The organism is Acinetobacter sp. 243_ASPC, from assembly GCF_001054715.1.
In the GTDB taxonomy this organism is placed as follows: domain Bacteria; phylum Pseudomonadota; class Gammaproteobacteria; order Pseudomonadales; family Moraxellaceae; genus Acinetobacter; species Acinetobacter soli.
The window spans coordinates 35,655-60,121 of sequence record NZ_JVOR01000037.1; the positions used below are offsets into that span (position 1 = coordinate 35,655).

The following is a 24,467-nucleotide window of genomic DNA, read 5'->3' on the forward strand; positions in this document are numbered from 1 at the left end:
TATGTAATTGAAATAATTTTGAAGCATACTAATTCAATCACGAAGCTTTTGTAGATAGGGTTGGCGCATGAATACTGCGATAACAACGACACCAGTAGAATATACTTACAACGATCGATATATTAATCGTGAATTATCCATTTTAGATTTTCATCTTCGGGTTTTAGAGCAGGCGGTTGATCCGCTCCATCCTTTGCTCGAGCGCATGAATTTTTTACTGATTTTTTCACGTAATCTTGACGAGTTTTTTGAAATTCGTGTGGCCGGTATTTTAGAGCAGCTAGATTTGGGTAACGAAAGCCGAAGCCCCGATGGTCTGACGCCTAAACAGGTACTCGAGCAAATTTCACAAACAGCACATGCCGCGATTGAGCGTCAATACCGTATCTTAAATGAAGAAATATTGCCAAAACTACGTGACGAAGATATCTGTTTCTTGCGCCGTGGCGAACTTACCCCTGCACAATCGGCATGGGTGAAAAAATATTTTCAAGAGCAGGTTGCGCCAGTACTCACCCCAATCAGCTTAGACCCTGCACATCCATTTCCGCGTTTGGTCAATAAAAGCCTTAACTTTGTAATTACGCTCGAAGGTAAAGATGCTTTTGGCCGTCAAATTGACTTAGCAGTTGTACCGGCGCCGCGTTCACTACCGCGTGTAGTTCGTTTACCCGACGAGCTTACAGGAGGTAAAGAACATCATGTGATGTTGTCTGCTATTATCCATGAACATGTGTCTGATCTGTTTCCAGGCATGACCGCAACGGGCTGTTATCAATTCCGTGTTACACGAAATGCAGATTTGGCACTCAATGAAGATGTTGAAGATTTGGCTAAAGCACTAAAAGGTGAGCTGAGTTCCCGCCGCTTTGGTCGAGCCGTACGTTTAGAAGTAACAGAAAACTGTCCAAAACATATTTATAACTATCTGCTCGAAGAATTTGATCTGGATGAAGATCAGCTTTATAAGGTGGAAGGTCCAGTCAATTTGGCCCGTTTATTATCAAACTTCAAACGTCCACATTTGCGTTATGACTCGCACACACCTGTTATTCCAAAGGTGCTTAAAAAGTCTGAGAATGTTTTTGCTGCCATGCAAAAACAGGACATTTTACTGCATCATCCGTTTGAATCGTTTGCACCTGTAATTAATTTATTGCGTGAAGCTGCGCGTGATCCACAGGTCTTGGCAATTAAGCAAACCCTTTATCGTAGTGGTCCCGATTCAGAAATTGTCCAAGTGCTGGTTGAAGCAGCGCGTAACGGTAAAGAAGTAACGGCAGTGATCGAATTGCGTGCGCGCTTTGACGAAGAGTCAAATATTGCAGTGGCAAATGTGTTGCAAGAAGCCGGTGCAGTGGTGGTATATGGCATTGTTGGTTATAAAACCCATGCCAAAATGATTCTGGTGGTACGCCGTGAAAATAACAAGCTGGTACGTTATGTGCACTTAGGCACCGGGAACTACCATGCTGGTAATGCACGGATTTATACCGACTATGGCCTCATGACCACAGACAAAGAGTTGTGTGAAGATGTACATCGCATTTTTCAGGAACTCACTGGTATGGGTAAAATGGCCAAACTGAAAAAGTTGTTGCATGCACCTTTTACCTTACACGCTCAACTCCTCAATTATATTGACGATGAAATTGCCAATGCCAAGGCAGGTAAGCCGGCGCAGATTATTGTCAAGGTCAATGCACTGACCGAAATGCAGCTGATCAATAAATTGTATGAAGCATCACAAGCAGGCGTACAGATCGATTTAATTATTCGTTCGATTTGCTGTTTACGTCCAGGTTTACCGGGGCTGTCGGAAAATATCCGTGTGCGTTCAATTGTAGGCCGTTTCCTTGAGCATACCCGCGTGTATTACTTTAGCAACAATGGTGATGCCCGAATTTACTGTTCAAGTGCAGACTGGATGGATCGTAATTTATTTAATCGTGTTGAAGCATGTTTCCCGATTGAAGACCCAGCGCTGAAAAAGCGAATTTATCAGCAAGGTCTGGTGAATTACCTCAAAGATAATCAGCAAGCATGGTTACTTCAAGGAGATGGGACATGGATACGCGTACAGGCAAAAGAAGGGGAAGAACTGCATAATGCCCAGCAAACCCTGATTTCACTATTTGCTTAATTAATCTCTCATAAAAAAAAAGGAGCCTTAAACGGGCTCCTTTTTTATTTTAACTGGGTGTATTAATCGCTTAATGACGATGTGATACGTTTTAAGATATCTAAAATCACATCAAATTCGCTTTGAAGCGGTGTGCTCTTACGTGTAATCAATGCAAGAACACGACTTGGTGCATTTTCAATTTCTTTCACCATCAAGTCATCGTTAAACTTGAGCATATGCGTATTGATTGCAATTTCTGGCAATAACGTAAAGCCAAGATTTGAAGACACCATTTCTACGAGTGTAGGAAGTGAACTGGCTTTTAAGCGATTGTCATTTTTACGTTCACCAACCGGACAAGCACTGAGTGCATGATCACGTAAGCAATGACCTTCTTCGAGCAGCATCAAACGTGATAAATCGAGGTCATCGAGAGACTGCGCCGAAGACGCATGCTTATCGTGTTTGTTGCAGACCAAGAACAGGTTTTCTTTGGCAATATCGACAACTTTGAGTCCACGCGTATCGAACGGTAGTGCCAGCACCACCATGTCCAAATTGCCGTGTTCAAGACGTTCAACAATTTTTTCACTTTGTGCTTCGTGCAGATGCAACTGAATTTTTGGCAGTTGCTTATGCACTTCTTCAAGTAGTTGCGTCAAGATAAAAGGTGCAATCGTTGGAATAATACCAAGATGAAGGTCACCAGTCAGCGGTTCACTCATTTCACGGCTCAGTCGCATCAGATCTTGAGCATCTGCTAACAGGACTCGGGCGCGTGCAACGACTTGTTCCCCTAAAGGTGTTAAACGCACGTTTTGACGATCTCGTTCAACCAGTACGCCACCAAGCAAGCGTTCTAATTCCATGATGCCGCCAGACAGTGTCGATTGAGTGACAAACGAGCGGCGTGCTGCTTCAGTGAAGTGCAATGTTTCCGACAGTGTTACTAAATATGACAGCTGTCTTAGGGAGGGTAATGCAGCCATAATGTCCTAATGCTTATGATCTAAAGTGATTCGCAATTAAATGACTAAGCTGAGGAATAAAATGGGGCGGAATATCGTGTCCCATTCCATCAATTAATTCAAACTTAGCGCCTTTAATTGCTTTTGCAACAGCCTTACCATGACTAGGAGGTAACAACCGATCTTTCGAGCCGTGTACCACAAGGGTGGGCTGAGTAATCTGTTTGTCTAGTTGTAGTAAGGACCCCGTACATAATATTGCTAAAAACTGTTGAAGTACACCCGCAGGGTGATAACTTCGTAGATACAGTTTACGCGCAGTCTGTATTGCTTCGACCTGATTCACATATCCCGGTGATCCAATAATTTCGAATAATCTCAGACTATGATTAATAATACCATCTTCATCGGTGCTTTTGGGCTTACCAATTAGACTAAATAGTTGTTTTGGAAATGGAGGCGGTAACAGAGGCTGATTATTGCTGGTAAACATCAGGACCAACTTTTCAACTTTCTCAGGATATTTGGCAGATAAAATCTGTGCAATCATGCCACCCATCGATGCGCCGACCACGTGCACCCGATCTAGATGCATGGCTTCGATGAGCAGGGCAACATCTTCAGCCATATCATATAAAGTATAAGGTGCACCTTGATTTTCAAGCCCGAGTGCAAAACGTCCCATGAGCTTAAGGGTGTTTAGCCGTTTGCCTTTATTGCGAATTTTAGAGGACAGACCAATATCTCGGTTGTCAAAGCGAATCACGTAAAAGCCCTGATCGATAAGGGATTTACAGAAAAAATCGGGCCAGAATAGCATCTGGGCGCCTAAGCCCATGATTAAGAGTAGGGGAGGATGAGCCGGATTACCACCCACCTCAACATGCAATTCCAAGTCGTTACTGAGTTTGACTTTGGTTTCATGCATAAAGGCGGTATACGGCGAAGCGCTAAACTGCAAAGCACGATTCATGTTTATTTCCGTAAAGAAAGGACATTCCCCTGAATGCCCTGATAATAAAAATCTAAGCCTGTGCAGGCATTAAGTCAGGTACCAATTTGGTTAAGCTTAGGCGTTGTTTACCAGCAGTTGCTCCAAGCAGAACAAAACCACGTAACGTTTCTGAGCTATCCACCGCTTTAGCGAGCATACCGTCTTCAAAGGTTTCAGTTTCCCAATTCACGTCTACGTCGACTGGCGCAGGTAAAACGGTTAACGGTGCAGCTGGTGTTTTCACCGCCACAGGCATGGCTGGATAATGCACTTGCGTGGTCTCGCCGTTGAGGGTTTTGGCCAGTGCGCGTGCTTGTTGCATAATCGGCATGACATAAGGCAAGAGCGTCCCATTGACCTCAGCACAGTCTCCAATGGCATAAATATCAGTCTGATTGGTCTCAAGCAGACTGTTGGTCAAGATGCCACGGCTAGTGGTCACTCCAGCCTGTTTGGCTAAATCGATATTGGGCTGTAAACCAATTGCGGAAAGTACAACGTCGGCAAGCAACGTTTGTCCATTAGCGAGAGTTACCACATAGTCTTGATTGTCATTCGTTTTTGAAACTTTCTCGACGGTGGTCGAAAGAACAAACTGAATACCGCTCGCTTCAAGCTTACTCTGAAATGCTTCAGCTACATGTGCAGGTAACAAACGGCCCAATGGACGTGCAGAAAGATCAATCACGGTAACGTGATGACCGGTATGCTGTAAGTCATTGGCAAACTCACAGCCAATGAGTCCTGCACCTAAAATGACCACACGTTTATCATCACGCTCTGCAAGGCGTTCTCGAAAAGCTCGGTAATCAATCAATGAATTGACCACATGAATATCATCGCTTGCATCACCACCAATCGCCAGACGGATTGGATTGGCACCTACGGCTAAGATCAGTTTGGAATAGGGTTGTTGGCGTGTTTGTCCGTTGTATTCTAAAGTCAGTTCATGTTGATCTGGATCTATGGCTGTTACAACGGTATCGGACAAAATGTTCATCGAAAGCTGAGCACTCATTTTCGCTGCATCACCTAACGGAATTTGCTCAGGTGCCTTGTTACCTGCTAAGGCATTCGATAAGGTTGGTTTGGCGTAATTGACTGCATCATCCGCACTAATCATGACCAATGCCTGTTCAGGATTTAACTTGCGAAACTCACGAGCAAGGGTATAACCCGCCATGCCTGATCCAATGATGACGATAGGATGCATTCTCTTTCTCCAAAACTTAATAAAACAGATTCAATCAAAAAGACCATGTAAACGGACATGGTCTTTTAAAATAAATAATCAAACTTCGATCATTTCAAAATCGGCTTTTGAAACGCCGCAGTCTGGGCAGGTCCAGTCGTCAGGAATGTCATCCCACTTGGTTCCTGGTGCAATGCCGTCTTGTGGCCAGCCTTCAGCTTCGTCGTAAATCCACCCACAAACGATGCATTGATATTTTTTCATTTGATTCTCCAACCTGATAAGTTCGCGTCAGCTGCCTTTCAGTAAAACAATTCCATATGATCTAATCATGACTTTGAATATAAACATCACCGGTGTTCATATTGGCTTAGATTCTTGCGCAGTTCGACATCTAAGTAAAGTGAATACACGAGTTTAATCTTTCATAGTAAAAGTAAAATGGCTGATCAGGACAAAACTGATGTTATTTGGGCAATTCCACCTTTTATCAGGCGGATTTGTTTGGTTTTTATTCGTTACGTTTGTCTATTTCTTTAGCGTAAAGGCTGGAAATACTCGTTTTTAATATGTTCAATGAGCGTGTTGAGTTTCGCTGGATGTTCTAAACGATGATGTCCGCCTTCAATGGCATCGACCAACATATAATCTTCGAGCAAATTTTTAATTTCATACATGTCGAGCGTTTCATCTCCAAGCTCTAAATAGGCAATTTTGGGGTTGTCGTTATCGAGTTCTTGTAGAGCCAGCGCTGGATAATCTTCACGAAAGCTCGGCGCAATGCTCGGATTGGCCACAATTGCAGGAAGCTTAAACTGCGAAGACAGTTTTAAGGCCCAGTAGCCGCCCAAATTATGTCCGACCAATACGTCAGGCTTGATGGTCAGTACGATGTTCTGATAAAAGTCCGCAACAGTTTCATAGTTCAGGTTACGGTAGTCAATCGTAATACAGAACTTATTGTCGCTTTGAATGGCATGGAATTTTGTCGATTCACGCGAAGAATCTAGGCCATGCATAAATAAAATTTTTAAACGCGGTAACATCATTATGATTATATAGACTCATGCTAACGAAAGAGATTTCAAGGCATTGGATCTATCCAGACCTGATCGAATAATCATTAGTTTACCGAGTGATGTTTCAAATTTATCTTAGCGTTTGGTCTAAGATTTACGCGATTTTTCAACAAAAATGTAAGCGAAAATAACTTTTTTCATATGCGGGCGTAAAGAAGACATACGAAATTGTAACGAGTTCTGTTAAGCTATACGACTTCATTTTTTTATCTTATCGAGGCAGAGATGACGCAACCAAACGTTCAATCGACTTCCGAACCTATTATTTCCGAAAACGATTTAATTGCACAGCGTCATGCCAAGTTAAAACAGATTCAAGACAATGCCAAGGCATCTGGCAAAAGTGTCTGGCCAAATACTTTCAAACGTGAGCACTATGCGGCTGACTTGCAAGAACAGTTTAAAGATTTAGACAAAGCGCAGATTGAAGGCGCCGAAAAGACCTACGTTAAAGTTGCGGGTCGTGTCATGCTTAATCGTGGCTCGTTCATGGTGATTCAAGACATGACGGGTCGTATCCAGCTTTATGTCGACCGCAAAGGCTTGCCGCAAGAAACCTTAGATACCATTAAGAGCAACCTTGATCTTGGCGATATTATTGCAGCTGAAGGTTATATTGGTCGTTCTGGTAAAGGTGATTTGTATGTTCACCTTGAAGGTTTTGAGCTATTGACCAAGTCACTTCGTCCGTTACCAGACAAATTTCACGGTCTGACCGATACCGAAGCGAAATATCGCAAGCGTTATCTCGACCTGATTGTCAATGAAGAAACGCGTAAGACCTTTGAAATCCGTGCCAAAGTGGTTGCAGGCATTCGTGCCTTCTTAACCAATGAGCGTTTTATGGAAGTCGAAACGCCAATGATGCATGTAATTCCGGGTGGCGCTTCAGCACAACCTTTTGTTACGCATCACAATGCACTCGATATGGAGCTTTATTTACGTATTGCACCAGAGCTGTATTTAAAGCGTTTGGTGGTGGGTGGATTCGAGCGTGTGTTTGAAATTAACCGTAACTTCCGTAATGAAGGAGTTTCGACGCGTCATAATCCTGAATTTACCATGATCGAGTTTTATCAGGCTTATGCAGACTATAAAGACCTGATGCAATTAACCGAAAACATGCTGGAAAAACTGGCGCTGGATATTTTGGGTAGCACCGATGTGCCGTATGGCGAAGAAGTGTTTAGCTTTAAAGGTCCATTTAAAAAGATTTCAATGTTTGATGCGATTTTGGAGCACAATCCACAATTTACAGCTGAAAATGTTGGGGATCGCGAGTTCTTGGCTCAGTTTGTAAAAGACGAGTTAAAAGAACAGGTGAAGCCAAGTTTTGGTTTAGGTAAATTGCAAACGATTGTGTTTGAAGAAACAGTGGAAACACAGTTGCGTCAGCCAACCTTTATTACCGAATATCCAGCTGAAACGTCGCCTTTGGCTCGTCGTAATGATGATAATCCGCATATTACAGACCGCTTCGAGTTCTTTATCGGGGGGCGTGAGCTGGCGAATGGTTTCTCTGAGTTAAACGATCCAATTGATCAGGCAGAGCGTTTCTTGGCACAAGTTGCAGAAAAAGACGCGGGTGATGATGAAGCGATGCATTACGATGCAGACTTTATTGAAGCACTTGAATATGGTTTACCGCCAACCGCAGGTCAGGGAATCGGTATTGACCGTTTGGTGATGTTGTTTGCCAATGCACCAAGTATCCGTGACGTCTTATTGTTCCCGCATATGCGCCGTAAAGATGCCTAAGCGTTTTTCTGCGTAGCAAAAAAAAGAGTTTCTTTGTAGAAACTCTTTTTTTTCAACTTATTTTTTTATGGCTTGCATATAGCGTTCATTCACTTTGTTCCAGTTCACCACAGACCAAAACGCTTTAATATAGTCGGCACGTCGGTTTTGGTATTTCAAGTAATAGGCATGTTCCCATACGTCAAGTCCCAACAAAGGTTGACCCTTGGTTTCGGCCAGATCCATCAATGGATTGTCCTGATTTGGTGTCGATGTAATCGCCAGCTTTCCTTCTGGGGTCACAATCAGCCATGCCCAACCTGATCCAAAACGTCCGGTTGCAGCTTCATTGAATTTTTGTTTGAAGGCATCCATAGAGCCAAAATCTTGGGTGATCTGTTTGGTTAAAGCTGCACTAGGTTGTCCTGTTTTATTGGCAGGTGCAAGGCTCTCCCAAAAAAAGGTGTGGTTAAAATGTCCGCCACCATTATTACGTACCGCCGTATTGTATTTTGAAATCTGCTTTTGTAACTGAACCGGATCCATTTTATCCAGTTCTGGGTAGGTTTTGATTTGAGCATTTAAGTTGTCTACATACGCTTTATGGTGCTTGCCGTAATGTAGCTCCATGGTTTGCTGATCAATAGCAGGTTGTAGCGCATTGGTCGCATATGGCAAAGGTGCTTGTTTGAATTCTGCCCAAGCAGAAACACTCATGACTGAACCAGCAATAACTAAAAGTGTTGTTTTCAATGTATTTTTCATGAACGGTGAAATCCTTGAGTGATCTTGTTTTCACTTTGCATATTAGCGGGTTTGAAAAATGAAATGATTATTGGTTACATTTATACAGCAAAGATTTCAGCTAAAATTAAGCTTATGATCAATTTAAATCTGGCGCTGTATCTTTTGTGTGACGCTGCATAAATATTGTGTAGCTCGGGGTTTTATTTTTTAAACCAATCACCATGATCTCAAGCATAATTTTTGTTGTCATAACTTCTCGTTTAAAGCTGAAATATGTCTCATGCTGATATGCTTATCAATAAAATCGGGTAGGCAGCAGAATAGGGCTACGGCATAATAGGTTTTTTTAATCTGCATAGTGGTTTAAGCTCAAAATTGCATGTTGTATATGATGAATTTAGATATGTTTATGAAAAAACATGCAAAGCAAAAGCTTTTTACATCACTATAATGAATATCTATTCCCAGATCTAGCATAAAGCCAATCTGGTTGGTTCTGTTGATATTTATAAACTGGAGTTGTTATGGCACTCGTTCCTCCATATGGTGGCGCAAGTAGTGGCGAAAAACTACTATGCGACGTGATGAATAAATCGGACTGGAAAGGTGGTGCTCATGACTGAAGATAGATTAACCCATCTCAAGCAGCTTGAAGCTGAAAGTATTCATATTATTCGCGAAGTTGCTGCCGAATTTGAAAATCCGGTAATGCTTTACTCGATTGGTAAAGACTCTGCGGTAATGCTGCATCTGGCGCTCAAAGCTTTTTACCCTGCAAAATTACCGTTTCCGCTATTGCATGTCGATACTGGCTGGAAATTCAAAGACATGATCGCGTTTCGTGACAACATGGCCAAAACACATGGCTTTGATTTGATCGTGCATCAAAACAAGGAAGGCCGTGAAGCGGGAATCAATCCGTTCGATCAGGGCAGCTCGAAATATACCGATATCATGAAAACCCAAGCCTTAAAGCAAGCGCTGGACAAATATCAGTTCGATGCTGCTTTTGGTGGTGCGCGTCGCGACGAAGAAAAATCACGTGCTAAAGAGCGTGTCTATTCGTTCCGTGACAGCAAACATCGTTGGGATCCAAAAAATCAGCGTCCAGAACTATGGAACTTGTACAACGGTAAAGTGAACAAGGGCGAAAGTATTCGTGTGTTCCCGTTATCGAACTGGACTGAGCTAGACATCTGGCAATATATTTACCTCGAAAATATCGACATCGTGCCACTTTATTTCTCGGCAGTTCGTCCTGTGGTTGAACGCAGTGGCACACTGATTATGGTAGACGATGAACGTATGCGTCTGAAAGAAGGTGAAGTTCCGCAAATGAAATCAGTGCGTTTCCGTACGCTGGGTTGTTACCCGCTTACAGGCGCGGTTGAGTCTGAGGCAGACACATTGCCTGAGATTATCCAAGAGATGCTTTTGGCCACCAGTTCGGAGCGTCAGGGTCGTATGATCGATCATGATGAAGCCGGCTCGATGGAAAAGAAAAAGCAGGAAGGTTATTTCTAAGCGTTGCTAAGCAACTAGATTTCAGAATGTGTGGAGTTTGAGCAATGTCTCATCAATCAGATCTTATTAGCCAAGATATTCTGGCTTATTTAAAGCAACACGAACAAAAAGATTTATTGCGTTTTTTAACCTGCGGTAACGTCGATGATGGTAAAAGTACCCTCATTGGCCGTTTGCTTTACGATTCAAAATTGATCTATGAAGATCAATTACAAGCAGTAACCCGCGACAGTAAGAAAGTGGGAACCACCGGTGATGCGCCAGATTTGGCTTTGCTTGTAGATGGTTTGCAGGCCGAGCGTGAGCAGGGAATTACCATTGATGTCGCGTACCGTTATTTCTCGACAGAAAAACGTAAGTTCATCATTGCAGATACCCCAGGGCACGAGCAATATACACGTAACATGGCAACAGGTGCATCGACAGCCGATCTTGCGATTATCTTGATTGATGCGCGTTATGGTGTACAAACCCAGACACGTCGTCATAGTTTTATTGCAAGCCTTTTGGGGATTCGCAATATTATTGTGGCTATCAATAAAATGGATTTGGTTGAGTTTTCTGAAGCACGCTTCAATGAAATTCAGGTGGAATACGATGCTTTCGTCAATCAGCTTGGCAATCGTCGTCCTGAAAATATCCAGTTTGTTCCGATCTCGGCATTAAACGGCGATAATGTGGTTAACCCATCGGCCAGCACACCGTGGTACAACGGCCAAACCTTGATGAGCATTCTTGAATCGGTCGAAATCAAGCGTGAGTCGAACAAGCACGAGTTCCGTTTCCCAGTGCAATATGTGAACCGTCCAAACCTCGATTTCCGTGGCTTTGCTGGTACTATCGCGTTAGGCGAAATTAATGTAGGCGATGAAATTGTTGCTTTGCCATCGGGTAAAAAATCCAGTGTCAAAGAAATTGTGACCTTTGATGGTAACCTCGACAGAGCTTTTGCTGGTCAGGCGGTCACATTAACACTCAACGATGAAATCGATATTTCACGTGGTAATGTGTTGGTTCGCGCAGGCGAACAGCCACTTATTTCACGTAGCGTGCGCGCGTCACTGGTATGGATGAATGAACATCCACTGGTGAAAGGTAAGTTATACAATGTAAAAATTGGTACGCAAACCGTTCCTGCAAAAGTCACCGCGATTAATTATCGTGTGAATGTGAATACTCTTGAGCACTCTCAGGTCGATGAGCTTGAACTGAACGGGATTGCCGATGTAACAGTCGAGTTCGATGCGGCTGTAGTGTTTGATCGTTACCAAGACTCGCGTTATACCGGTTCGTTTATTTTTATCGACCGATTAAGTAACGTCACCGTAGGTGCGGGTATGGTCGAAGCAGCGGTCGAGTGGACTGCACACAGTACACCAGTGACTGCCGAAGACCGAGCTGCGCGTTTAGGGCAAAAGCCTGCTGTGATCGGCATTGATGCTTCTGTACTTTCGCAATCTCAGGCGCTTGAAAGCTTGCTGATTCAACAAGGTGTGGTGGCAATTGCCAAGCCTGATTTAACGGCTGAGCAGATTGGCTTGTTACGTGAAACGGGTGTTATTGTATTGACAAATGTCAGTGACGCCATCGACACTGATGTTAGTGCAACCTCACTTGATGAAGTCGTTGACCAAGTGGTTGAGCGAGTTCGTTTGTAATTTAAAACGCATAAAAAAAACCTCCTGATCAGGAGGTTTTTTTATGGAGCCAGATCAAATTAAACCAGACTCACCAGTGGAAATACACCAAATACCAAAGCACTACCTAAAAGTACACAGCAAGTCACAAATGCCCATTTCAAAGTGAATTTCTGATGATCTGCAAACTCAACTGCAGCCAGACCACAAAGAAGATAGGTAGACGGAACCAGCGGAGAAAGTAAGTGGATTGGTTGTCCAACAATTGATGCACGTGCAATTTCAACTGGCGTAATGCCGTAGTGGCCTGCAGCCTCTGCCAAAATTGGAAGAACACCAAAATAGAAGGCATCGTTAGACATAAAGAAGGTTAATGGCATACTGAGTACGGCTGTAATCGGTGCCATATAAGGCCCCATGCTGTCTGGAATAATAGCAACGAAGCCTTTAGACATTGCTTCAACCATGCCTGTACCAGTTAAAATACCGGTAAAAACACCTGCTGCAAAAATTACCCCGACAACCGCCAATACGCTATCTGCGTGCATCGCGATACGTTTTTTCTGCATTTGAAGATCAGGATAGTTGACCACAAGCGCAATACAGAAACCAAGCATGAACAGAATAGCCATAGGTAAAATGCCTTTGACCAATGCTGCCATTAAAACTATCGTTAAAATTCCGTTAAACCAGCGAAGATGTGGACGCTGTGCTTCTGGGTCTTTTGAAATGGTCAGATTGTCTGCGTGACTGATATCACCCATTTCAATTACACCCAAACGTTTACGTTCATATTTGCCATACATATAGGCCAATGCAAATAACCATGCTGCTGCTATGACCATCGATGGGATCATTGGAATAAAGACAGCACTTGCATCGACTTGCAAGGCACTGGCAGCACGTGCTGTTGGGCCGCCCCATGGTGTAAGATTCATCACACCACTACAAAGCAGCATTAAGCACGTCATTACCAGTGGATTCATGCCAATACGTTTATAAAGAGGCATCATGGCCGCAACACAAATCATATAGGTGGTCGATCCATCACCATCTAGAGAAACGGTCAAGGTCAGAAAAACAGTACCAAGCGTGATTTTAAGCGGATCGCCCTTTACTTTTTTGAGAATCCACTTGATTGAAGGGTCAAACAAACCTGAATCGATCATCAATGCAAAATACATGATGGCAAAAAGTAACATCACACCAGTGGGTGCGAGTTTCTTGATACCATCTAGCATGGTTTCGCCTAATTTGGTAATTTCAATGTGGCTTAAACTATCAAAATGAAAGCCCAGCCCCCAACCGATGAGTGCGAACAAAACAGGAATGAGAATAAGTGCAACCATTGCACTGAGGCGTTTTGTCATGATCAAGTACATAAAACACATGATCATGCTGATACCTAAAAAAGTAAGCATGTGCGCAATCCTTAGCCCAAAAAATAATACTTATATAATTGTTCAAAATTTTAGAACCTGCGTATATTCATTAATTTTTCTTAAAAGTACAATTGCAGAATGTGTCTATGCGACTAAAGTCTTAAAAAAAATATAAGTCTGTAATTTTTAAAATTATTTTTGCACTCAACTGGTGCGGTTTTATATCTGAATCTGTGTAAAAGGATCAAAAACATTGATTATTTCGAATGATTCTGCTTATCCATCTTATTTCATTTTTTGAACAAAAACATTGCAACTTCTCGCGTGTACACTGATATAGATTAAAATCATTAAGAGAAATCACTTGAGAGCTTAAAAGATATATTCTGACCAAAGATAAATATAAAAATTTCAAAACGATACACTACGCCGCATAATCTATTGATGAATTTTTCATATTTCAACGTGAAATATGACGTTGAAAAGCGCGTTGAATATACAAAGTGGCGTAATAAACACTGTGCTTTTCCTTTCGTTTTATTCTGTTTTAGAGTGACTTTTATGAGACAATATATCTTTCATTTTTCCCAAGGACTCCCATGACAGAACAGTCTCATGAATCTTTAAGCGATATCGAAATTTTAGATATTTTACAGTCGATGAAAAAAGACGAGCTAGATATCGAAGCGAAAGAGATTATTCGTAACGGGGGCAAGGCAGGGCGACAAGAGGCACACAAACAGGCAATTGTGGCTTTAAATCAAAACTTTGAAGAAAAATTTGTAGAAGCTGTAACGTTAGCACTGGGCCTAAATTCTACACAAGCAAAAAAAATTCGGTATAAAAAAGATCGTATTCGTATTTTAAAAGCACGTGGCATCGATTATATGGCCGTAGATGGTGCACAAACAGCACAAGTCTTGGCGCAAATTGCTCAAGCAATTACGCGTGAAGACAGTATTGTGACCAAAGATTTACACGATATTTTCCCATTTTGGAAACAAGGCTGGCCAATGGTTCAGTTTGATAATGCATATAAAATTTTGGCTGAAGATATTCAGATTCATTACCAGGCACTGATCGATGCATTAATTGCTTAATTGCTTAATTGCTACATCTAGAGAAATGTGTCTACTTTATTAAACATTCAGGTACATTCATCTAGATTACGAGCGATCGCTTTGAATTATAAAAAATGCCTCACTTAAGAGGCATTTTTGATTTCTTAGCAACCAGATTAGTGATCGAGTAAAATATGCTCTTCTGGTTTTTCAAGAATGCGCGTGACCAGCAACTGGTCAATTTTATAGTGATCCACATCGACCACCTCAAATTTGAATCCTGAAAATTCAACTGTATCGGCAGGGCGAGGGATTTTGCGTAATTGATACATCATAAAACCTGCCAGTGTTTCATAGTTTTCTTCGTCAGGCATTTCATCGATCTCAAGCGCATGTTTAAGATCTTCAATTGGTGTACCACCGTCTATAAGCCAAGAATTATTATCGCGCTTAATAATTTGTAGCTCTTCATCCATTGGAGTGACCCAATCACCCATCACAGTAATCATGATATCACTGAGGGTAATGACACCAACAACCCAAGCGTATTCATTGATAACGACCGCAAATTTTTCCTTGGTCGATCGGAATCGATCAAGTACCTCAGAAAGGGTGAGTGTATCGGGAATGGTTAAAACGGTTCGGATGGTATTTTCTTTGAGTTGAATCAAAGATTGATTTTTCAAAATCCGCACCAAAATATCTTTGGCATCTACATAACCAATCACCTGATCGATATGTGCATTACACACCAAAAACTTCGAATACGGATACTCAGCCAGTTTTTGACGAATGCTTTCATCGGTCTCATCGAGTGTAAAATACACAATGTTTTCACGTGTGGTCATGCTCGAAGGAACCGTTCGTTCTTCTAGCTCAAAAACATTCTCAATAAAATGATGCTCTTGTTTTTGTAATACACCAGCCTGCGCACCAGCTTCCATGACTGCTGAAATGTCATCGAAGGTAATGTTGTCATCACGAATGGTATTGACCTTAAATAAACGAAACAACATATTCGCGATCGCATTAATCAGCCACGCCAAGGGCTTGCAGACTTTAATAAAGATCTGAATAGGTTCAATGACACTAACCGCGATTTTTTCAGGTGCAATCATGGCCAAGCGCTTTGGCATGAGGTCGGCAAATAAAATAAATAACGAGGTAACAAAGGTAAACGATAAGCTAAAGCCAATGGTTTCGGTCCAAGGGCCGTCGTAGACGCGATCAATCAGTTCAACAAAAAATGGCCGAAATGCGGCCTCACCTAAAATACCCCCGAGTATCGCAACAGCATTTAAGCCTATTTGCGATGCGGCAAAGAAATCTGCAGATTGCGCCTGCAAATCCAACACCTTTTGGGCGCGTTCATCACCAGATTCGGCCAGGATTTTCAGCTTGACTTTGCGCGCGCCCGCTAGCGCAATTTCAGTGAGTGATAAAAAACCAGCCGCAACAATCAGCATCATGATGATGATGGCATTTTGAAAGAGACTCACAGTTCACCTGTTGTATTGGTTATTTTGCGAAAACTTAGATAAAAAATAGTGAGGTAGTCAGACTACCTCTGTTTTAAATTAGTATAAGCGTGAAAAAAGAAGAATTTAAGAAAAATTTCAATTAGTAATGAGAAAACTGTGAGTTATTGGTGATAAATTCACGATTTTCTTCTTCGATCATTTGTCGAGCAACAAAAAGAATCAGTTGGCGTAACCAGCGGTGTGCAGGATGATGATGTAATAACGGACACCATGCCATTTTTAATTCAAACTCTGGAATATAAAACGGTGGATCTTTTATCACAAGACGCGGATTTTGTGCTTGCAAACGCGCCATTCGTGTTGGAAGGGTCGCAATCAGATCCACATTTTGCGCCAATAATGCAGGCATCTGATAATGACGGGTAAACACTGAAATTTTACGTTTTTGTCCAATCCGTTCAAGTGCCTGATCAATCCAGCCTAAGCCCGCTTGCTTGTCTGGGTTGACACCAAATCCCACGCCCATACCGGTTTTCGATACCCAGATATGTTGCGCATCGAGATAGCTTTTTAGATTTAAGTGCTGAACAGCAGGGTGCTTGTCATTTAATAAGCAGCTAAAACTGTCACGCCAAACCAGAACCTGATGAAAACTTTGTGGAATTTCATTGAAACGGTTAATCGCAAGATCGACTTTACCTTGCTCCATGTCACGATATGAAACGTCACTTGGTGTGAGAAAGTCTAACACCACATTCGGTGCTTCTGAACGTAATGCTTTGACCAAGCGCGGGATGAGCGTTGCTTCGGCGTAGTCAGAGGTCATGACACGAAACACGCGACTGCTTGTATAAGGGCGAAACTCTGTTCTCGGTTCCAGAATCATCGACAAATCAGATAAGGCATCGCGAATACGTGGCTGAAGTTCGAGCGCGCGCTCGGTGGGTGTCATACCTTCAGATGAACGAATTAACAACGGATCATTAAATAAATTGCGTAAACGGCGTAGAATATTACTCATGGCAGGTTGGGTAACACCCAATTGTTCAGCTGCACGAGTAACGTTCTTTTCGCGAAGTAGTACATCAAGATAAATTAATAGATTGAGGTCAACTCGCTCTAGATTCATAAAAAAAATACCGAGAATAAAAAAAGAAAATTATATTTGATTATGCCACAGTTCATTTGATTTGTGTCAACGTAAACACAAAAAAGACCATATCGAATAAAAGCAGAAATTTCGAGTCATCAATAAAAACATGAACCATCGCGGTACAGATTCAATGACAAGTACATAATGATGATGAGTAAAATACAAAAATTGATCAGTTGCATCTACTACGTGCAGCAATTATATCTGATAAAAAATGCAATCGCACTGGCAATTTTGATCGATAATTTGGTTTTTATTTGATCTAAAATAGCGGAGTCGACTTAAGTCTAATATCAAAATTAACACGATAGCGTCATTTTAAATCAGCTTAATGATTATTTTTATTTATTAAATAACAAAAGCTTAGCGTGTGGTATTTTAATTATATTACGACTTTTATCTATGTATTTTTTAAATAAATACCGAAAATTAGCTTAGAATATTGGATTAATTTTTTTGCAACTACTAAGCTGTATTCATAGCGAAGAACAGTACAAAATCTAGTCAAATAATTTAATCTGATTTTGAACTGGAACTTCGATCAACCCAAAATGATTATAGGGCAATATCATGACTACATATCAATCAGCTTTAGAGCACGTTCGTACCGTTAAGGACAAATTAGGTGGCACGTGGAATGCAATCCGTGCAGAAGATGCAGCTCGTATGATTGTTCAAAACCGTTTCCGTACAGGTTTAGACATTGCCAAGTATACAGCGTCCATCATGCGTCAAGACATGGCTGAATACGATGCGGACACTAGCAAATATACTCAGTCTTTGGGTTGCTGGCATGGTTTTATTGCACAACAAAAAATGATTGCCAACAAAAAATATTTTGGCACGACATCTAAGCGTTATATTTATCTATCAGGCTGGATGGTTGCTGCACTTCGTTCTGAATTTGGTCCACTTCCTGACCAATCTATGCATGAAAAAACCTCTGTTCCTGCATTGATCGAAGAAATCTATACCTTCTTGCGTCAAGCAGATGCTAAAGAACTGAACGATTTGTTCCGTGCATTACAAAAAGCTGAAGCAGCAGGTGATACAGCCAAAGCCAAAGAAATTGAAGCGCAAATTGACAACTTCGAAACGCACGTTGTGCCAATCATTGCCGACATTGATGCTGGCTTCGGTAATGAAGAAGCAACTTACCTTTTGACTAAAAAAATGATCGAAGCGGGTGCATGTGCGATCCAAATCGAAAACCAAGTTTCTGACGCAAAACAGTGTGGTCACCAAGCAGGTAAAGTAACTGTTCCACATGAAGATTTCCTTGCAAAAATCAATGCAGTACGTTTTGCATTTATTGAGCTTGGAATCGATGAGGGTGTGATTGTTGCGCGTACTGACTCTGAAGGCGCGGATTTGACTCAAAAAATTCCAGTGTCGAAAGAAAAAGGCGACTTGGCATCTCAATACATCAGCTACCTTGATACACAAGAAATCGATATTGCTGAAGCAAGTGATGATGAGATCCTAATCAAGCGTGATGGTAAGTTGCATCGTCCTAAACGTTTGGCATCTGGCTTGTATCAGTTCCGCGAAGGCACACAAATCGACCGCGTGGTACTTGACTGTGTCACCAGCTTGCAAAATGGTGCAGACATGCTGTGGATTGAAACACCAACACCAAACGTAGCTGAAATTGCACACATGGTGAATCGTGTGAAAGAAGTGGTTCCAAATGCAAAACTGGTCTATAACAATAGTCCATCATTCAACTGGACACTGAACTTCCGTCAGCAATCTTATGACCGTTGGGCTGCTGAAGGCAAAGACGTTTCTGCCTACGATCGTGCTAAGTTGATGAGCGCTGAATATGACAACACGGAATTGGCTGCGGATGCAGACGAAAAAATCCGTACCTTCCAAGCAGATGCTGCACGTGAAGCGGGTGTATTCCATCACTTGATTACACTACCGACTTACCACACTGCTGCATTGTCTACACATGAGTTGGCAAAAGGCTACTTTGGTGAAGAAGGTATGTTGGCTTATGTTGCGGGTGTTCAGCGTAAAGAAATCCGTGGCGGTATTGCATGTGTGAAACACCAAGCAATGGCAGGTTCTGACATCGGTGATGACCACAAAGAGATCTTCTCTGGTGAGCAAGCACTTAAAGCTGGTGATGCAAGCAAAAATACAATGAATCAGTTCTCTGCTCACTAATTGAGTAAAGAAAGAAAAAACCCTGCAATCGCAGGGTTTTTTGATGCAAATTTAACTTTTCTTTTTTAAAACATAATATTCAGCCAAACTACCGTCAATTTTGTTGCCTTCCAGATCAAGTGCTGTTGCCGTATTTTCACCAATAAAGAATTTACGCTGTTCAGACTTCTGATCTAATACAATCATCGATGGATTTTTTGAGTCAAATGTAAAGCTTCCTTTGGTTTCAAACGGTTTACCATCGCCTTTACCTAAATACGTTTCTTTAAGTACATAGGTTTTGTCGTCGTTTAACTGAAGCTCAGTTTGAATGCCTTCGCAGTCGGCACACGGCAATTTACCTTGATAATCACCCGACCAATCCAGTGAATTTTCAGCAGTATGCGTCATATCATGGGCTTGATGCTGGTCGTGTTTAACCTCAGATGCGGCTTGACTATGCTGTTCAGCGGTAGCAGCATCTGTTTTATTTTCAGATTTTGAACAAGCGGCTAAAACCAAACTGGTCAATGCAAGCGCCAATAACGATTTTTTCATGTTTTACCCAATCATTATTTATTTAATGGATGCCCAGCCTATAAAAAAAATCAAGCCAGTTAAATAATTGAAATGTAAGATTAGGTAGAACATTCCCTCATAAGTATCAGTTTATTTCAACTCAGGATTAATACCACCCAATGCCTGACAGGCTGCTTTATAACGTTGTAATTGTTGTTGTACGGCTTCATCGAGTGGCATTTTAAATGTTGCATCGCCCGATTTAAATTGTTCAACATAGCTTGTGGCCTTGGCTTTACTGGTTGCTAGAGATTGCTGATGAAAGCTGTTGATCGAACTGTGCGGAATTTCGGTGGTTTCGAGATTTTTACACTCGAAATTTTGCAGCAATTTTTCAGCACGTTTCACTTCATTTGAGCTTCCGATTACACAACCAGAGAGTGCGGCACAACTTATTAATATTGTCAGGGTTTTCATTATCAGAACAATTAGGTTAGGGTGGTCGTTAAGCCCGCTATTCTATCGGTATTGTGGCGCTAAAACCTTGTCATTATTTGTGAAAATTGACTAAATTTTGGCTAATCAATATCACAAAATCATCTCAATCACTTGATTGAAAAAAATAACACAAGAAAAGTACCAAAAATTATGCTATTGAAATGTATGTAAAATAAACGTTTAAGCAAGACTTTCAAAAAATTGCCAATTCTTGGTGCAAAAATTGCTTAACTGATCAGACCAGTAGAACATGTCGCATAAAGGAACAGCATGAATCAGCCACAGGACTTTCACATCCAAAGATCCAAAGCTTTGTGGTATGCCCAACTCGAATTAGGCTTTCATGATGATGGTGAGCGCACCATTATGAAGCATAGAAAGCATCACGGACCTGTTCGGGTGCAAAAAATGCTATGGCCTGAAAAAACGGGTGTATGTCATGCAATATTGGTGCATCCACCGGCAGGTATTGCGGGGGGAGATCATTTAACTTTTCAGATATATACAGAAGAAGGCGCACATGCAGTTGTGACGACTCCAGGAGCTGGAAAATGGTATCGCACCAATGGTAAACCAGCTGCGCAACATATTTATTTAAATGCACGAGGACGTTCGATTTTAGAATGGCTTCCTCAGGAAGCCATGCTCTACGATGGTGCAAATGCGCAGTCGGAAACCACCATTCATCTTGATCAAGCCGCCAGTTTTATTGGGTGGGATATGCTGGTTCTTGGGCGTCAGGCTCGCGCGGAGACATTTTCTGACGGTGCTTATCGCAATATATTTACGTTATATCGTGATCAGAAACTACTGGTTGCCGACACACTGCGCTTTACAGGAAATGATCGCTGGTTACGATCATGTTTAGGCATGAACGGACACGCCGTAATGGCCAGTATGTGGGCGGTTGCACCTGAAACACATCGCGCTAAAGTCGATCTTGAGCAGCATGTTGAGCTTATTCGAGAATTGATCATGCGTATGGATGCACCAGTGACACTGACGCTACTCGATGATGTGCTCTGTGCCCGTTATTTAGGTGATGATGTTCGGCAATGTCATGATGCATTTGCTGCCATACGCGCTCGATTGCGTCGTTACTGGCTCAATCTAGATGAAGAATTTCCGCGAATTTGGCGCACTTAATTGTAGGCGAGTAGTGAGTTTGTTAATCAAAAGATAAATAAACAAAGCTTCAATGCCACATGTGTGCACATATTTTGCTTTAAAGACACTTAATGAAACTAGGTATATCGAAATGGAACTGAATCCAACCGAAAAAGACAAGATGTTGATTTTTACTGCAGGTTTGATCGCTGAGCGTCGTAAGGCACGTGGTTTAAAGTTAAATTATCCTGAAGCAGTCGCATTTATTTCGGCAGCACTGTTAGAAGGTGCGCGTGATGGAATGAGCGTTGCAGAATTGATGCATTACGGCACTACCTTACTCAGTAAAAATGATGTGATGGATGGCGTGGCCGAAATGATTGCTGAGGTACAGGTCGAGGCGACTTTTCCAGATGGTTCAAAACTTGTGACGGTTCATCAACCCATTGTTTAATCATTCAGAGGAGAACATCATGATTCCTGGAGAAGTGCTCACTCCCGATAGTATTATTGAACTCAATGTCGGCCGACTAACGCTCAAAATCAGTGTTGACAATACTGGCGACCGTCCTATTCAGGTCGGATCACATTTTCATTTTGCAGAAGCCAATGATGCACTTGAGTTTGATCGTGAACAAGCCAGAGGCTATCGTCTAAATATTGCCGCAGGAACCGCGGTTCGATTTGAACCGGGACAAAACCGAGAGATTGAATTGGTTGCACTGGCAGGCAAGCGAGAAGTATATGGATTTGCCGGTCGTGTGATGGGCGCACTGGACTCAGAATGAAAACAATGTGGAAGGCCTTTTAATATGAAAATGTCGCGTCGTGCATACGCTGAAATGTTTGGCCCAACGGTGGGAGATCGAGTCCGTTTAGCCGATACCGAACTATTTATTGAAGTAGAACAAGACCTCACCACTTATGGCGAAGAAGTCAAATTTGGTGGTGGTAAGGTGATTCGCGATGGCATGGGGCAATCGCAGTTACTTGCAGATCAAGTGGCAGATACCGTAATTACCAATGCATTGATTGTCGATTGGTGGGGCATTGTAAAAGCCGATATTGGTCTTAAAAATGGTCGTATCTGGAAAATTGGTAAAGCTGGAAATCCAGATATTCAGCCAGACATTACCATTCCACTCGGTGCAGCAACCGAGGTCATTGCAGGTGAAGGGCAAATTCTGACCGCAGGCGGAATTGACACTCATATTCACTGGATTTGTCCTCAGCAGGTAGAAACGGCCCTTATGTCTGGTGTAACTACTATGGTGGGTGGTGGTACTGGACCGGCAGCAGGAACGTCAGCCACGACAGTTACACCTGGCCCATGGCACATTGGTACCATGTTACAAGCCATTGACGATTTACCCATGAATATTGGTTTGCTGGGTAAAGGCAATATTAGTTTACCCGATCCGATTCGTGAACAGATTAAAGCGGGTGTGGTGGGGCTTAAACTCCACGAAGACTGGGGCTCGACGCCTGCTGCAATTGATAACTGCCTGAGTGTGGCCGATGAGTTTGATGTGCAGGTTGCTATTCATACCGATACACTCAATGAAGGCGGCTTTTTGGAAGAAACGCTCGGGGCATTTAAAAACCGAACCATTCATACCTATCATACCGAAGGTGCTGGCGGTGGGCATGCCCCCGATATTTTAAAAGCGATCGGGCAGGCCAACGTACTGCCATCTTCGACCAATCCAACACGCCCGTATACTATCAATACCATCGATGAGCATTTGGATATGCTGATGGTGTGTCATCATTTAGATCCTGCAATTGCAGAAGATGTGGCATTTGCTGAAAGTCGTATTCGCCGTGAGACCATTGCAGCAGAGGATATTTTACAAGATCTAGGTGCTATTTCGATGATGTCGTCAGATTCTCAGGCCATGGGCCGCGTGGGAGAAGTGATTATTCGGACATGGCAAACTGCACATAAAATGAAGGTACAACGCGGCGCACTTGAAGGAGACAATGAGTTTCATGATAACAACCGAATTAAGCGTTACATCGCCAAATACACCATCAATCCTGCTATTACACATGGTTTAAGCCATGAAGTGGGGTCGGTAGAAGAAGGAAAGTTGGCCGATTTAGTGCTTTGGAAGCCTGCATTTTTTGGGGTTAAACCCTCGATGATTATCAAAGGCGGGATGATTGCCGCAGCACCGATGGGCGATATCAATGCTTCAATTCCAACGCCACAGCCTGTGCATTATCGTCCGATGTTTGGTTCTTATCCACGTGCTGTACATAACACGTGTATCACCTTTTTGCCGCAAGTGGCAATTGATGAAGGCGTTGATCAGAAGCTGCAACTTAAAAAGTTGATCAGCCCGTGTAAAAACACGCGCAACATTACCAAACATGACATGAAACATAATACTTACTGCCCCGTGATGGATGTGCATCCTGAAACATACGAAGTGCGCGCCGATGGGGAACTGTTGACCTGTGAGCCAGCCGATGTGCTGCCAATGGCTCAACGTTATTTCTTGTTTTAAGGATAATATGACGTGATTTATTTGATTCGGCATGCACAAAGTAAAGCGAATGTAAATTTGAGATGTACATCTCATGCCAATATTGAATTGACCGAACAGGGCAAATTACAATCTGAGCAACTTGCAATTAAACTTCCGCATGCCGATCGAATTTTTATTTCATCCTTTACGCGCACGTTGCAAACTGCAAAGCCTCTTGCAGTAAGAGATCAGTTAAATCCAGAAGTTTTCGATATTCATGAGTTTTCATATTTGTCTGACTTTAAATGTCAAAATACAACACTTGAGGAACGTAAGCCATTTGTAGATGCTTACTGGACGTTAGCTGATCCATATTACAAAGATGCAGAAGATGCAGAGTCTTTTGCTGAGTTTTATCAGCGAGTTGAAAATTTTTCTGGGCTATTGAATGATCTAAAATATCTTTATCAAGTTAAAAACCTAATGATATTTAGTCATGGACAATTTCTTACTTTATTGAAATTGATCGCATTCGAACACCAAGAATTATCTAAAAATCTTATGAATGAGTTTCGTAAGCGTACAATTGATAATCCAATCCAGAACACAGATTTTTTTATTTACGCATAGGGTTT

The 24,467-nt window shown here is 42.1% G+C and carries 22 protein-coding genes; 11 read left to right on the top strand and 11 right to left on the bottom strand.

The window, feature by feature from the left end; all coding sequences use genetic code 11:
• Positions 1–67 precede the first annotated feature (67 nt).
• A complete protein-coding gene (ppk1, locus tag ADA42_RS03620; RefSeq protein ID WP_004936054.1) occupies positions 68–2,143 on the top strand; it encodes a polyphosphate kinase 1 in 2,076 nt (691 codons plus the stop codon).
• A gap of 62 nt (positions 2,144–2,205) precedes the next feature.
• Here the strand turns inward: ppk1 and oxyR are convergent, their stop codons facing one another.
• The 5 genes from oxyR to ADA42_RS03645 all read right to left on the bottom strand — a co-directional run bounded on the left by oxyR (position 2,206) and on the right by ADA42_RS03645 (position 6,328).
• Positions 2,206–3,114, bottom strand: coding sequence for a LysR family transcriptional regulator OxyR (gene oxyR / locus ADA42_RS03625; RefSeq protein ID WP_004936057.1), 909 nt, complete (start codon positions 3,112–3,114; stop codon positions 2,206–2,208).
• Positions 3,115–3,127: 13 nt separating this feature from the next.
• The gene (gene estB / locus ADA42_RS03630; protein WP_025095236.1) at positions 3,128–4,066 is read right to left on the bottom strand and encodes an esterase EstB; all 939 of its coding nucleotides are present in this window, start codon (positions 4,064–4,066) and stop codon (positions 3,128–3,130) included.
• A gap of 52 nt (positions 4,067–4,118) precedes the next feature.
• Positions 4,119–5,300 (bottom strand): rubredoxin reductase RubB, encoded by a 1,182-nt coding sequence (gene rubB / locus ADA42_RS03635; RefSeq protein ID WP_025095237.1) that lies wholly within the window; start codon positions 5,298–5,300, stop codon positions 4,119–4,121.
• A 78-nt stretch (positions 5,301–5,378) separates the two neighbouring features.
• Positions 5,379–5,543: a rubredoxin RubA gene (gene rubA / locus ADA42_RS03640; protein WP_004946157.1), complete on the bottom strand. Its 165-nt coding sequence runs from the start codon at positions 5,541–5,543 to the stop codon at positions 5,379–5,381.
• Positions 5,544–5,815: 272 nt separating this feature from the next.
• Positions 5,816–6,328 (bottom strand): YqiA/YcfP family alpha/beta fold hydrolase, encoded by a 513-nt coding sequence (locus ADA42_RS03645; RefSeq protein ID WP_004936072.1) that lies wholly within the window; start codon positions 6,326–6,328, stop codon positions 5,816–5,818.
• A 255-nt stretch (positions 6,329–6,583) separates the two neighbouring features.
• On the opposite strand from ADA42_RS03645, the gene lysS reads away from it, so the two are divergent.
• Positions 6,584–8,116 (top strand): lysine--tRNA ligase, encoded by a 1,533-nt coding sequence (gene lysS, locus ADA42_RS03650; RefSeq protein ID WP_004936075.1) that lies wholly within the window; start codon positions 6,584–6,586, stop codon positions 8,114–8,116.
• Positions 8,117–8,173: 57 nt separating this feature from the next.
• Here lysS and ADA42_RS03655 read toward each other — a convergent pair whose 3' ends face one another.
• A complete protein-coding gene (locus ADA42_RS03655; RefSeq protein WP_048763628.1) occupies positions 8,174–8,860 on the bottom strand; it encodes a superoxide dismutase in 687 nt (228 codons plus the stop codon).
• 597 nt (positions 8,861–9,457) lie between these two features.
• Between ADA42_RS03655 and cysD the strand changes: the two genes are divergently transcribed.
• Positions 9,458–10,366 carry a sulfate adenylyltransferase subunit CysD gene (gene cysD / locus ADA42_RS03660; RefSeq protein ID WP_004936081.1) on the top strand — a complete coding sequence of 303 codons (909 nt, stop codon included), beginning with the start codon at positions 9,458–9,460 and terminating at the stop codon, positions 10,364–10,366.
• A gap of 44 nt (positions 10,367–10,410) precedes the next feature.
• On the top strand, positions 10,411–12,024 hold the full coding sequence (cysN, locus tag ADA42_RS03665; RefSeq protein ID WP_048763631.1) for a sulfate adenylyltransferase subunit CysN: 1,614 nt from the start codon (positions 10,411–10,413) through the stop codon (positions 12,022–12,024).
• Positions 12,025–12,083: 59 nt separating this feature from the next.
• Here the strand turns inward: cysN and ADA42_RS03670 are convergent, their stop codons facing one another.
• Positions 12,084–13,424, bottom strand: coding sequence for a CitMHS family transporter (locus ADA42_RS03670; RefSeq protein WP_004936090.1), 1,341 nt, complete (start codon positions 13,422–13,424; stop codon positions 12,084–12,086).
• A gap of 560 nt (positions 13,425–13,984) precedes the next feature.
• Here ADA42_RS03670 and ADA42_RS03675 point away from each other — a divergent pair.
• Positions 13,985–14,485 (top strand): hypothetical protein, encoded by a 501-nt coding sequence (locus ADA42_RS03675; RefSeq protein WP_048763633.1) that lies wholly within the window; start codon positions 13,985–13,987, stop codon positions 14,483–14,485.
• 137 nt (positions 14,486–14,622) lie between these two features.
• Here the strand turns inward: ADA42_RS03675 and ADA42_RS03680 are convergent, their stop codons facing one another.
• Positions 14,623–15,945: a hemolysin family protein gene (locus tag ADA42_RS03680; RefSeq protein WP_004936099.1), complete on the bottom strand. Its 1,323-nt coding sequence runs from the start codon at positions 15,943–15,945 to the stop codon at positions 14,623–14,625.
• A 121-nt stretch (positions 15,946–16,066) separates the two neighbouring features.
• A complete protein-coding gene (locus tag ADA42_RS03685) occupies positions 16,067–17,056 on the bottom strand; it encodes a LysR family transcriptional regulator (RefSeq protein WP_004936102.1) in 990 nt (329 codons plus the stop codon).
• 594 nt (positions 17,057–17,650) lie between these two features.
• Here ADA42_RS03685 and ADA42_RS03690 point away from each other — a divergent pair.
• Positions 17,651–19,255, top strand: a complete 1,605-nt coding sequence (locus ADA42_RS03690) for an isocitrate lyase (protein ID WP_004936104.1) — start codon at positions 17,651–17,653, stop codon at positions 19,253–19,255.
• Positions 19,256–19,306: 51 nt separating this feature from the next.
• Here ADA42_RS03690 and ADA42_RS03695 read toward each other — a convergent pair whose 3' ends face one another.
• Together ADA42_RS03695 and ADA42_RS03700 are read right to left on the bottom strand one after the other, a co-directional pair.
• Complete coding sequence (locus tag ADA42_RS03695) at positions 19,307–19,792, bottom strand: copper resistance protein NlpE (RefSeq protein ID WP_004936106.1); 486 nt, start codon at positions 19,790–19,792, stop codon at positions 19,307–19,309.
• Between the two features lie 111 nt (positions 19,793–19,903).
• On the bottom strand, positions 19,904–20,230 hold the full coding sequence (locus ADA42_RS03700; RefSeq protein ID WP_004936107.1) for a hypothetical protein: 327 nt from the start codon (positions 20,228–20,230) through the stop codon (positions 19,904–19,906).
• Positions 20,231–20,521: 291 nt separating this feature from the next.
• On the opposite strand from ADA42_RS03700, the gene ADA42_RS03705 reads away from it, so the two are divergent.
• From ADA42_RS03705 to ADA42_RS03725, 5 genes are all read left to right on the top strand, one after another.
• Positions 20,522–21,397, top strand: coding sequence for an urease accessory protein UreD (locus ADA42_RS03705; RefSeq protein WP_048763635.1), 876 nt, complete (start codon positions 20,522–20,524; stop codon positions 21,395–21,397).
• A gap of 112 nt (positions 21,398–21,509) precedes the next feature.
• Entirely contained in the window at positions 21,510–21,812 is a 303-nt protein-coding gene (gene ureA / locus ADA42_RS03710; RefSeq protein WP_048763636.1) for an urease subunit gamma, read from the top strand.
• Positions 21,813–21,831: 19 nt separating this feature from the next.
• Positions 21,832–22,146 (top strand): urease subunit beta, encoded by a 315-nt coding sequence (locus ADA42_RS03715; protein ID WP_048763637.1) that lies wholly within the window; start codon positions 21,832–21,834, stop codon positions 22,144–22,146.
• 24 nt (positions 22,147–22,170) lie between these two features.
• On the top strand, positions 22,171–23,871 hold the full coding sequence (gene ureC, locus ADA42_RS03720) for an urease subunit alpha (protein ID WP_048763640.1): 1,701 nt from the start codon (positions 22,171–22,173) through the stop codon (positions 23,869–23,871).
• 12 nt (positions 23,872–23,883) lie between these two features.
• On the top strand, positions 23,884–24,462 hold the full coding sequence (locus ADA42_RS03725) for a histidine phosphatase family protein (RefSeq protein ID WP_048763641.1): 579 nt from the start codon (positions 23,884–23,886) through the stop codon (positions 24,460–24,462).
• Positions 24,463–24,467: the final 5 nt, after the last annotated feature.